Here is a 13,249-nt window from a genome sequence, read left to right as displayed (position 1 = left end):
TACTGGGTCACCCAGGTCCGCGACACCGTCCGCTTCCACGACACCATCACCACCCTCACCACCACCTGCAACGTCCACACCTACCTCGAAATCGGACCCGACACCGTCCTCGCCACAGCCGCCACCACCAGCGACACCACCGCCATCGCCACCATGCGCCGCGGACAACCCGAAACCCACACCCTCACCAAGGCCGTCGCCGCCCTGCACACCAGCGGCGTCCCCGTCGACTGGCCCACGTTCTTCGCCGGCGCCCGGACCACCGACCTGCCCACCTACCCCTTCGAACGCCAGCGGTACTGGACGGAGAACGCGACCGCGACGGGGGCGGCGAGCCGCCTCGGACTCGCCGACACCGAGCACCCCCTGCTCGGGGCGGCCGTCGCGCTGCCCGACTTCGACGGCGTCGTCTACACCGGCCGGTTGTCGACCGGCACCCATCCGTGGCTCGCCGACCACGTCGTCGCGGGCGTCGTGCTCGTGCCCGGTGCGGCGCTCGTCGAACTCGCTGTCCACGCCGCCGACGCGGTCGGCTGCCCGGTGGTGGAGGAGCTGACCACGATCGCCCCGCTGGTCCTGCCCACCGACGGCGCGGTGCAGCTGCGGCTGCGCGTCGGCGAGCCGGACGAGCAGGGCCGCCGCACCGTCGAGATCCACTCGCGCGGCGAGCGCGCCGAGACCTGGACGGCGCACGCCACCGGCCTCGTCGCCGCGGACCCGGTCACCGCGCCGGAGACCGTGGCCGAGTGGCCGCCCGCGGACGCCCGACCGGTCGACCTGACCGACGGCTACGACCGGCTCGCCGACCGGGGCTACGAGTACGGGCGGGCGTTCCGTGGCGTCACGACGGTGTGGGAACGCGGCGACGAACTGTTCGCCGAGGTCACCCTCCCCGAGACGGACGAGCGGTTCGCGCTGCACCCCGCCCTGCTGGACGCGGCGCTGCACGCCCCGCTGCTGGCCGACCACGCCGGTACGGGGAACACCGTGCTCCCCTTCTCGTGGCAGCAGGTGGTGCTGCACGCCACGAACGCCACCGCCCTGCGGGTCCGGATCGTGCCGGCCGAGTCCGGCTGGACGATCACCGCGACCGACGGCACGGGCGCCCCCGTGGTGTCGGTGGGCAGGCTGGAGACCCGGCCGGTCGGCGCGCTCGACGCCCGACCGACGCAGCACGACTCGCTGTACGAGCTGACCTGGACCCCCGTGCCGGCCGCCGCCGGGCGGGACGGGGACGTGCGGGTGCTCGACACGACCACGTTCCCGCTCGACCCCGCCCCGGCGGACACCCCGGCCGGCGTCCGCGCCGTCCTGCACCGCGTACTCGACGAACTCGGGTCGTGGCTGGCCGAACCCACCGGCGCCCGGATCGTCGTCCGGACGCGGGGCGCGGTGGCCCTGCCCGGCGAGGACGTCACCGACCTCGCGGGCGCCGCCGTGTGGGGCTTCGTCCGCTCGGTCCAGGCCGAGCACCCCGACCGCGTCGTCCTCGTCGACGGCGACGTGGTGCTGGCCGACGACGAGCCCCAGCTCGTGGTCCGCGACGGCGTCCCGCACGCCGCCCGGCTGGCCCGCGTACGCGCCGACGAACCGGTCACCACCGACTTCGGCGCCGGCACGGTGCTGGTCTCCGGCGCGTCCGGCGCGTTGGGCGCGGTGGTGGCCCGGCACCTGGTGGCGGTGCACGGGGTGCGCGACCTGCTGCTGGTGTCCCGCCGGGGCGCCGCCGCGCCGGGCGCCGACGAGCTGGCGGCGGAGCTGGCGTCGTCGGGCGCGTCGGCGCAGTGGGCGGCCTGCGACGTGGCCGACCGGGACGCCGTGGCCGCGCTGGTCGCCGGCCGTGACCTGTCGGCGGTCGTGCACGTCGCCGGCGTGGTGGACGACGGTCTGCTGGCGTCGTTGTCGCCGGAGCGGCTGGACCGGGTGCTGGCGCCGAAGGTGGACGCGGCCTGGCACCTGCACGAGTTGACGGCCGGGGCGGGACTGTCGGCGTTCGTGGTGTTCTCCTCGGCGGCCGGCGTGTTCGGCAACGCGGGCCAGGCGGCGTACTCCGCGGCGAACGCGTTCCTGGACGCCCTGGTGGTGCGCCGCCGCGCGGCCGGCCTCAGCGGGCAGTCCCTGGCGTGGGGCATGTGGGACGGGGGGATGGCGGGCGAGCTGACCGGCGCGGAGCGCAAGCGGCTGGCCCAGGCGGGCGTACGGGCCCTGCCGGTCGACGAGGCCCTGCGCCTCTTCGACGCCGCGCTCACCTGCGCCGCGCCGGTCCTCGTACCCATCGGGCTCGACCTCGGCGTGGTCGACGGTCCGCTCTACCGCGGCCTGGTCCGCCCCCGGACCCGGCGGGCGGCGTCCACCGGCGACGGCCTCGCCGCGCGCCTGGCCGGCATGACCGGGCCGGAGTGCGCGGACCTGCTGCTGGGCCTGGTCCGCACGAACGTCGCGACGGTGCTCGGGCACCGCGACCCCGACGCCGTCGACCCCGGTCGCGCCTTCACCGAGCTGGGCTTCGACTCACTCGCCGCGCTGGAACTGCGCAACCAGCTCAACGCCGCGACCGGCCTGCGGCTGCCCGCCACCCTGACCTTCGACCGGCCGAACACCCGCGCGGTCGCCGAGCTGCTGTACGAGCGGCTCGTCCCGGACACCGGCACCGACGGCGGGCTGCCGGAGGACGAGGTCCGCCGCATCCTGCTCGCCATCCCCCTCAGCCGGCTGCGGGACGCCGGCCTGATGGACAGCCTGCTCGAACTGGGCGGCGTCCGGGTCGCCGCCGACGAGCCGGTCGACGCACCCACCGGATCCATCGACGACATGGACGCCGACGCACTGATCAGCATGGCGCTCGCCGACCTCGGTGAAGCGACGACGGAAGCGGGGAGCTGACCACATGGCCAACTCGGAGGAGAAGCTCGTCACCGCGCTGCGGGCCTCGCTCAAGGAGAACGAGTGGCTGCGGGAGCAGAACCGCAAGCTCAACTCGACGCTGCGCGAGCCGATCGCCATCGTCGGCATGGCCTGCCGCTACCCGGGCGGGGTGCGGAACCCTGACGACCTGTGGGACCTGGTCGCCGCTGGCGGGGACGGGATCACCGGCTTCCCCACCGACCGCGGCTGGAACGTCGCCGAGCTCTACGACCCCACGCCCGGCACGCCGGGCCGGTCGTACACCCGCGAGGGGGGCTTCCTGCACGACGCGGCCCAGTTCGACCCGGAGTTCTTCGGCATCAGCCCGCGCGAGGCGTTGACGATGGACCCGCAGCAGCGGCTGCTGCTGGAGACCTCGTGGGAGGCCTTCGAGAACGCCGGCATCGACCCGACGGGGCTGCGCGGCAGCGACACGGGCGTCTTCGCCGGCATGATGTACCACGACTACGCGGAGAACAACGCCACCGGCGCGATCGCCTCCGGCCGGGTGGCGTACACGTTCGGCCTGGAGGGGCCCGCCGTCACCGTCGACACCGCGTGCTCGTCGTCGCTGGTCGCCCTGCACCTGGCCGTGCAGGCCCTGCGCAACGGCGAGTGCTCGCTCGCGCTGGCCGGCGGCGTCACCGTGATGGCGACCCCGGAGACGTACGTCGCGTTCTCCAAGCAGCGCGGGCTGTCGCCGGACGGCCGGTGCAAGTCCTTCGCCGCCGCCGCCGACGGCACCGGCTTCGCCGAGGGCGTCGGCATGCTGATCGTGGAGCGGCTCTCCGACGCCCGGCGCAACGGGCACCCGGTGCTCGCCGTCGTTCGCGGGACGGCGGTCAACCAGGACGGGGCCTCCAACGGCCTGACCGCCCCGAACGGGCCGGCGCAGCAGCGGGTGATCCAGGCGGCGCTGGCCAACGCGCGGCTGTCGGCCAACCAGATCGACGTGGTCGAGGCGCACGGCACGGGCACCACCCTGGGCGACCCCATCGAGGCGCAGGCCATCCTCGCCACCTACGGCCAGGACCGGGACCGCCCGCTCTGGCTCGGATCGATCAAGTCCAACATCGGCCACACCCAGGCCGCCGCCGGCGTCGGCGGCATCATCAAGATGGTGCTCGCCATGCGGCACCGGCTGCTGCCGAAGACGCTGCACGTGGACGCCCCGAGCGACCAGGTCGACTGGACCGAGGGCTCGGTCGAACTGCTGACCGAGGCGGTCGCCTGGCCCGTAGGCGCCGAGCCGGCCCGCGCCGGCGTCTCGTCGTTCGGCGTGAGCGGCACCAACGCCCACGTGATCATCGAGGAGCCGCCCGCGCAGGAGACCGCCCAGCCCGCCGCGGCGGCGACCGGGCCGGTGCCCTGGGTGCTCTCCGGCCGTACGCCCGACGCCCGGCGCGACCAGGCGGCCCGGCTGGCGGCCCACCTCGACCTGCACCCCGCCGCCCCGGCCGACGTCGCCGCCGCCCTGGCGACGCGGGCCCGGTTCGAGCACCGGGCGGTCGTGGTCGGCACGGACCCCGCCGAGCTGCGGGCCGGCCTGGCCGCCGTCGCGGCGGACGAACCCGCGCCGACCGTCGCCACCGGCGCCGCGCTGGGCGACGGGCCCCGGGTCGTCTTCATGTTCCCCGGCCAGGGCTCGCAGTGGGCGGGCATGGCCGTGGAGCTGATGGACACCGCCGAGGTGTTCGCGGACCGGATGGACGAGTGCGCCCGGGCCGTCGACGCGTACACCGACTGGTCGCTGCTCGACGTCGTCCGGGGCGTGCCCGGCGCGCCGTCGCTCGACCGGGTGGACGTGGTGCAGCCCGTGCTGTTCGCCGTGATGGTGTCGCTCGCGGCGCTGTGGCGGTCGTACGGCGTCGAGCCCGCCGCCGTGGTGGGGCACTCGCAGGGCGAGATCGCCGCCGCCGTCGTCGCCGGCGCGCTCACCCTCGACGACGGCGCCCGCGTGGTCGCGCTGCGCAGCCGGGCGATCGCCGCCGGACTGGCCGGACGCGGCGGCATGGCCTCGGTGGCGGCGCCCCGGGCGGACGTGGAGGCGCGCCTGGCCCGGTGGGGCGACCGGATCTCGGTCGCGGCGGTCAACGGGCCCGCCGCCACCGTCGTGTCCGGCGAGCCCGACGCCCTCGCCGAGCTGCTGGCCGCCTGCGAGTCCGACGGCGTCCGGATGCGGATGATCCCGGTGGACTACGCCTCGCACTCCGGGCAGGTCGAGGCCATCCGGGACGAGCTGCTGCACGTCCTCGCCGACGTCCGGCCGCGAAGCGCCGACGTGCCGCTGTACTCCACGCTCACCGGCGAGGTCGTCGACACCGCCACCCTCGACGCCGGGTACTGGTACGCGAACCTGCGCGGCACGGTCCGGTTCGAGGAGGCGATCGAACGCCTGCTCGCCGACGGGCACGACGTCCTCGTGGAGATCAGCCCCCACCCCGTGCTCGGCATGGGGGTGCGCGAGATCCTGGACCGCGCCGACGCCCCGGCCGCGCTCGTCGCGTCGCTGCGGCGGGACGAGGGCGGGCTGTCGCGTTTCCTGCTCTCGCTGGGCGAGGCGTACGTGCGCGGGGTCGCCGTCGACTGGTCCCGGCACACCCACGGCGTCCCGGCCCCGCTGCCGACGTACGCGTTCCAGCACCAGCGGTACTGGCAGCTCGCGGCGGCGTCCGCCGTGGACGCGCGCGGCCTCGGCATCGACGTCGTCGGCCACCCGCTGCTCGGTGCGGCGCTCACCGTCCCGGAACGGGACCTCGTCGTGCTCGCCGGCCGGATCAGCCTGGAGACGCACCCGTGGCTGGCCGACCACGCCGTGCTGGACACCGTCCTGCTGCCCGGCACGGGGCTGGTCGAACTCGCCGTCCGCGCCGGCGACGAGGTCGGCTGCCCCGCGGTCGAGGAACTCGTCATCACCACCCCGCTCGTCGTCCCCGCGCACGGCGGGGTGGCGCTGCGGCTCACCGTGGAGGCACCGGACGAGCACGGCCGCCGCGCGCTCGGCGTCTACGGGCAGACCGACACCGAGGCGAAGATCGGCATGTGGACCCGGCACGCCACCGGCGTCCTCGCCCCCGCCACGGCGGCGGGGGAGAGCCTCACCGAGTGGCCGCCCGCCGACGCGCTGACCGTCGACGTCGGCGACCTGTACGACCGGCTCGCCGGGCTCGGCCTCCAGTACGGCCCGCTGTTCCAGGGCCTGCGGGCCGCGTGGCGGCGGGGCGACGAGACGTACGCCGAGGTGGCCCTGCCGCAGGGCGTCGACGTGGACGGGTTCGGCCTGCACCCGGCGCTGTTCGACGTCGCCCTGCACGCCCTCGCCGCGGACGTCGGCGACGGCGCGGCGAAGCTGCCGTTCTCGTGGAACGGCGTGACGCTGCACGGGGCCGGCGCGACGAGCCTGCGGGTCCGGCTCACCAGGACGGGGGCGGACAGCGCGGCCCTGCTCCTCGCGGACCACACGGGCACCCCGGTCGCCTCCGTGGCGGCGCTGACCGTACGCACGGTGGCCCCGCAGGCGCTCAGGGGCCGCAGCGGCTTCGTCGAGTCGCTGTTCCGGCTGGAGCACGCGCCGCTGACCGTCGGCCGGGCCGAGCGCGGCACGTGGCAGACGCTGGGCGGCACGGCGGTCTTCGACGCGCCGCCGGTGGCGTTGGCCGACGCTGCCGCCGACACGCTGTTCCTGCCGTGCTTCTCCGACGCGCCCGACATCTCCGCGGTGCGCGACCTCGCGGCGTACGCGCTGACCACGCTCCAGGAGTGGCTCGCCGATCCGCGCCAGGCCGAGACCCGGCTCGTCGTGGTGACCCGCCCGGACGACCTCGCCGGCGCGGCGGTGCACGGCCTGGTCCGCTCGGCGCAGGCGGAGAACCCGGGGCGGATCGTCCTGCTGGAGGCCGACCACACCGCCGACGGGCTGGTGGCGGCGGCGCTGGCGACCGGGGAGCCGGTGCTCACCGTCCGCGACGGCGCGGTGGGCGCGCCCCGCCTGGCCCGGGTGCCCGAGCAGGACGTCGCCGGCCCGGCGGTGTTCGGTCCGGACAGCACCGTGCTCGTCACCGGCGGCACGGGCACGCTGGGCGGGCTGGTGGCCCGCCACCTGGTCACCGAGCACGGCGTACGCGATCTCGTGCTGACCAGCCGCCGCGGCCTCGCCGCCGCCGGCGCGGTCGCGCTGCGCGACGAACTCGCCGAACTGGGCGCGACCGTCACGGTGCTGGCGTGCGACGTCGCGGACCGCGACCAGGTCGCGGCGCTGCTCGCGGCGCACCCGGTGACCGGCGTCGTGCACACCGCGGGCGTGATGGCCGACGCCACCATCGCCACGCTCACCCCCGACCGGCTCGTCGAGGTGCTGCGCCCCAAGGTCGACGCGGCCTGGCACCTGCACGAGCTGGCCGGGGACGTCAGCGCCTTCGTGCTGTTCTCCTCGGCCGCGGGCGTCTTCGGCAGCCCCGGCCAGGGCGGCTACGCCGCCGCGAACGCGGTGCTCGACGCGCTCGCGGTGCGGCGCCGGGCCGCGGGGCTGCCCGCCCACTCGCTCGCCTGGGGGCTGTGGGCCGAACGCAGCGAGATGACCGCCGACGTGGGCGGCGCGCAGCTGAGCCGGATGGCCCGCAGCGGCATGAGCGAGCTGTCCAGCAAGGACGGCCTGGCCCTGTTCGACGCCGCCGTCCGGTCGGCCGACGCGCTGCTGGCGCCGGTGCCGGTGGACCTCGCCGCGTTCGGCCGGGACGACCGCGAACCGCCGGAGCTGCTGCGCGGCCTGGTCCGCGCCCCGGCCCGCCGGGCGGTGGGCGGCTCCTCCCTGGCCCAGCGGCTGGCCGAGGTGCCCACCGAGCGCTGGCCCGAGGTCGTGCTGGAGGCGGTGCTCACCCGGGTCGCGTCCGTGCTCGGCTACGCCCGGGCGGACCGGTTGCCGGCCGGCCGCCCGTTCAAGGAGCTCGGCTTCGACTCGCTTACCGCGCTCGACCTGCGCAACCAGCTCGGCGTGGCGACCGGGCTGCGGCTGCCGGCGACGCTGGTGTTCGACTACCCGACGCCGGAGGCGCTGGCCGGGTACCTGGTGGAGCAGCTCGCCGGCGGGCGGACCGCGACGGCGGACGTCGCCGTGGCCCGGCACGACCACGAGCCGATCGCGATCGTCGGCATGGCCTGCCGGTTCCCCGGCGACGTGCGCACGCCGGAGGACCTGTGGCGGCTGCTGGTCGGCGGCGGCGACGCGATCGGGCCGTTCCCGACCGACCGGGGATGGAACCTCGACGCGCTGGTCGACCCCGACCCGGACAACCCGGGCACCAGCTACGTCGACCAGGGGGGCTTCCTCTACGACGCGGCCCACTTCGACCCCGGCTTCTTCGGCATCTCCCCGCGCGAGGCGCTGGCGATGGACCCGCAGCAGCGGTTGCTGCTGGAGACCTCGTGGGAGGCGCTGGAGCGGGCCGGCATCGACCCGACCACGCTGCGCGGCAGCCGCACCGGCGTGTACGCGGGCGTCATGTACAACGACTACGGCACCGTGCTCAGCGGCTCCGCCGAGTCCGTCGACGGGTTCCTCTCCACCGGCAACTCCGGCGGCGTGATCTCCGGCCGGATCTCGTACACGCTCGGGCTGGAGGGCCCGGCGATGACCGTCGACACCGCCTGCTCGTCGTCGCTGGTCGCCCTGCACCTCGCCGTCTCCGCGCTGCGCAACGGGGAGTGCTCCCTCGCGCTCGCCGGTGGCGTGTCGGTGATGTCGACGCCGGGCACCTTCCTGGAGTTCTCCCGGCAGCGCAACCTGGCCCCCGACGGGCGGTGCAAGTCGTTCGCGGGGGCGGCCGACGGCACGTCGCTCTCCGAGGGCGTCGGGGTGCTGGTGGTCGAGCGGCTCTCCGACGCCCGCCGCCACGGGCACCCCGTGCTGGCCGTGGTACGCGGCTCCGCCGTCAACTCCGACGGCGCGTCGAACGGGCTCACCGCCCCCAACGGGCCTTCGCAGCAGCGGGTCATCCGGGCCGCCCTGGCGGACGCGCGGCTGGCCCCGTCCGACGTCGACGTGGTCGAGGCGCACGGCACCGGCACCACCCTGGGCGACCCGATCGAGGCGCAGGCCGTCCTCGCCACGTACGGGCAGGAGCGGGCCGCGCCGGTGCTGCTGGGCTCGGTCAAGTCGAACCTCGGGCACACGCAGGCCGCCGCGGGGGTGGCCGGCATCATGAAGGTGGTGCTGGCGCTGCGCCACGGCGTGCTCCCGCCGACCCTGCACGTCGACGAGCCCTCGCCGCACGTGGACTGGTCCGCCGGCGCGGTACGCGTCGCCTCGGACGCCACGCCGCTCGCCGCCGCCGACCGCCCGGTGCGGGCCGCCGTGTCGTCCTTCGGCATCAGCGGCACCAACGCCCACGTCGTGCTGGAGCAGGCCGACCCGGCGCCGCCGGCCGACGAGCCGGACGTGCCGTTCACGCCGTGGCTGCTCTCCGCGCGCACCGAGGAGGGGCTGCGGGAGCAGATCCCCCGGCTCCGCGCCCACGTCGCCGCCGATCCGACGCTGCGCCCGGTCGACGTCGCGTACACCCTCGCCACCGGTCGGGCCGGGTTCGCGCACCGCGCGGTGCTGCTCGGCGACGAGGTGGTGACCGGCACGGTCGACGGCGGGAAGCTCGCGGTGCTCTTCACCGGTCAGGGCGCGCAGCGGGTCGGGATGGCGGGGGAGTTGCTGGCGTTCCCGGTGTTCGCGGCGGCGTTCGACGAGGTGTGCGGTGAGTTGGACCGGCATCTGGAGCGGCCGTTGCGGGAGGTGCTGGACACCGACGAGGTGCACCTGACGGGGTGGGCGCAGCCGGCGTTGTTCGCGGTGGAGGTGGCGCTGTTCCGGTTGTTCGAGTCGTGGGGTGTGCGGCCGGACTTCGTGGCGGGGCACTCGATCGGTGAGTTGGCGGCGGCGCACGTGGCGGGCGTCTGGTCGCTCGCCGACGCCGCGAGGGTCGTCGCGGCGCGGGGCCGGCTGATGCAGGCGCTGCCGACCGGTGGCGCGATGGTGGCCGTACGCGCCACCGAGGACGACATCGTCCCGCTGCTGCCGCCCACGGTCGCCGTCGCCGCGGTGAACGGGCCGGAGTCGGTGGTGCTCTCCGGCGACGAGACCGCCGTCCTCGCCGTGGCCGAGGAGCTGGCCCGGCGTGGCCGCAGGGCGCGGCGGCTCACCGTGTCGCACGCGTTCCACTCGCCGCTGATGGACCCCATGCTCGACGAGTACCGCGCGGTCGTGGCCCAGGTGGAGTGCCGGGAGCCGGTCGTCGAGCTGGTCTCGACGCTGACGGGCGGGCCCACCACCCTCGACGCCGAGCACTGGGTGCGGCAGGTGCGCGAACCCGTCCGGTTCGCCGACGCGGTCGCCACGCTCGCCGCGGCCGGGGCCACCACCTTCCTGGAGATCGGGCCCGACGCGGTGCTGACCGCGCTCGGCCGCAACCTGGCCGAGGGCGAGTGGATCCCGGTGTGCCGCAAGGGCCGCGCCGAGTCGGAGACCGTGGCGACCGCGTTCGCCCGGCTCGCGGTGCGCGGCACGCCCGTCGACTGGTCCGCCGTGGTGCCGGGACGGACCGTGGAGCTGCCCACCTCCGCGTTCCAGCACCAGCCGTACTGGCCCCGGGCGGGCGCCGGCACCGGCGACGCGAGCGGGCTGGGCCAGACGCGGGCGAACCACCCGCTGCTGGGCGCGGCGGTCGAGCTGCCGGACGGCGGCGCGGTGTTCACCGGCCGGCTCGCGCTGGCCACCCACCCGTGGCTGGCCGACCACGCGGTCGCGGACGTGGTGCTGCTGCCCGGCGCGGCGCTGGTCGAGCTGGCGGCGCACACCGGCCGCGAGGTTGGCTGCCCGCGGGTCGAGGAACTGACGCTCGAGGCGCCGCTGGTGCTGCCGGACTCCGGCGGCGTCCAGATACGCGTGACGGTGGGCGAACCGGCACCCGACGGCGACCGGGAGGTGGGCGTCCACTCGCGGGTCGAGGACGAGGACGGGTGGACCACCCACGCGGTGGGCCGGCTGACCCCGGCCGGGGCCGTCGGCGCCGACCTGCGGGCCTGGCCGCCGGACGCCGACCCGGTGGACGTGTCCGCGGCGTACGACGACCTGTTCGCGCGCGGCCTGCGGTACGGCCCGGTCTTCCAGGGCCTGACCGCGGCGTGGCGGCGCGGCGACGAGGTGTACGCGGAGATCACCCTGCCCGAGCAGGCGCACGACGACGCCGGCCGCTTCGGCCTGCACCCGGCGCTGCTGGACGCCGTCCTGCACGCGGTGGCGTCGACCGGCGACGGCGACCCGGTGCTGCCGTTCTCGTGGCGCGGGTTCACCGTGCACGCCTCGGGCGCCAACCGGCTGCGGGCCCGGATCGTGCCCGGCGACGGCACGGCGGCGATCACCCTGGCCGACGCGACCGGCGCCCCGGTGGCCTCCGTCGAGGCGCTGGCGGTGCGCCCGGTGTCGCCGGAGCAGCTGGCGGCGCTGCGCCGCGAGCGGCACGAGTCGCTGCTGCGCCTGGACTGGACGCCGCTGACCGGGTCGCCCCGGCCGCGCACCGTCGCGGTGCTCGGGGACCGGATCGCCGGCCTCGACGCGACCGCGTACCCCGACCTGTCGGCCCTCGCCGCCGCCGTCGACGCGGGCGCCGCGGTGCCCGAGGTGGTGGTGGCGCGGTGCGTCCCCGACCGGGGGGCGGCGCAGGCCGCGCGGGCCCGCGCGGCCACCAACGAGGTCCTCGCCCTGGCGCAACAGTGGCTCGCCGACGAGCGGTTCGCCGCCTCCCGCCTCGCCGTCCTGACCGGCGGCGCGGTGGCCACCCGTCCCGACGCCGACGTCACCGACCTCGCCGGGGCCGCGGCCTGGGGCCTGGTCCGCTCCGCGCAGTCCGAACACGGCGACCGGTTCGTCCTGGTCGACGTCGAGGGGGAGACCGGCACCGGGTTGTCGGCCGCGCTCGGCTCCGACGAGCCGCAGCTCGCCGTCCGCGGCGCCGACGTCCTCGTGCCCCGCCTGGCGCGGGCCGGCGTCACCGACTCCGCCGCGACCGTCTTCGAGGGGACCGTCCTGGTCACCGGCGCCACCGGCGCGCTCGGTCGGCTCGTCGCCCGGCACCTGGTCGCCCGGCACGGGGTCCGCGAACTGGTGCTGGTCAGCCGCAGCGGCCCCGCCGCCGAGGGCGCGACCGACCTGCGCGACGAACTCGTCGCCCTGGGGGCCGAGGTCACCGTCGCCGCGTGCGACGTCGCCGACCCGGACGCGCTCGCCGCGCTGCTCGCGGCGCACCCGGTGCGCGGGGTGGTGCACACGGCGGGCGTCGTCGACGACGCCGTCATCTCCTCGCTCACCCCGGAACGGGTCGACCGGGTGCTGCGGCCCAAGGTCGACGCCGCGACGAACCTGCACGAGCTGACCCGCGACCTGACCGCGTTCGTGCTGTTCTCGTCGGCCTCCGGGGTGCTCGGCGGCCCCGGGCAGGGCAACTACGCCGCCGGCAACGCCTACCTGGACGCGCTCGCCGAGCACCGGCGGGCGAACGGCCTGCCGGCCGTGTCGCTGGCCTGGGGCCGCTGGGAGCAGGCGGGCATGGCGGAGCAGCTGACCGAGGCCGACCTGCGGCGCATGTCGCGCTCCGGCATCGACGCGCTCCCCGTCGAGGAGGCGCTGGCCCTGTTCGACGCGGCGCTGCACGCCCAGGGCATGGTGGCGCCGATCAAGCTCGACCACCGGGCCCTGCGGGAACGCGCCGTCGCGGGCATGGTGCCGCCGGTGCTGCGCGGCCTGGTCCGGGTGCCCGCCAGGCGGGCGGCCGACACCGACGCGGGAGCGGCCGACGCGCTGCGGCAGCGGCTCGCGGGCCGCGACGCCGAGGAGGCCGCGGCCATCCTGCTCGACCTGGTGCGTACCCAGGTGGCGGGGGTGCTGGCCTACCCGGACCCGGCCGCGGTCGCCGCCGACCGGCCGTTCTCCGAGCTCGGCTTCGACTCCCTCACCGCGGTGGAGCTGCGCAACCGGGTGAGCGCCGCGACGGGGCTGCGGCTGCCCGCGACGCTGGTGTTCGACCACCCGACGTCGAACGCCCTCACCGCGTTCCTCCAGGCCGAACTCTCCGGCGAGTCGGGTGGGGACAACGCGGTGCTGGCCGCGTTCGCCGAACTCGACCGCCTCGAGGCGGTCCTGCGCGACGTCGACGAGCAGTCCCGTACCCGGCTGTCGCTGCGGCTGCGGGACGTGCTCTCGAAGCTGGGCGGCGAGCCGGCGTCCACCGGCAACGACATCGAATCCGCGACCGACGACGAGGTCTTCGCTCTCATCGACAGCGAACTCGGGATCTCATGACAGTGC

General features: G+C 76.3%; 2 protein-coding genes. Both read left to right on the top strand.

Annotated elements, in window-relative coordinates; all coding sequences use genetic code 11:
- On the top strand, nt 1-2,883 hold a 2,883-nt coding region (locus AB0G13_RS21745), incomplete at its 5' end, for a type I polyketide synthase (RefSeq protein WP_357876905.1).
- Between the two features lie 4 nt (nt 2,884-2,887).
- Nucleotides 2,888-13,243, top strand: a complete 10,356-nt coding sequence (locus tag AB0G13_RS21740; RefSeq protein ID WP_357876902.1) for a type I polyketide synthase — start codon at nt 2,888-2,890, stop codon at nt 13,241-13,243.
- Nucleotides 13,244-13,249 lie beyond the last annotated feature (6 nt).

The organism is Micromonospora sp. NPDC023633, from assembly GCF_040640035.1.
In the GTDB taxonomy this organism is placed as follows: domain Bacteria; phylum Actinomycetota; class Actinomycetes; order Mycobacteriales; family Micromonosporaceae; genus Micromonospora.
This window is presented reverse-complemented; position numbering and strand designations above follow the sequence as displayed.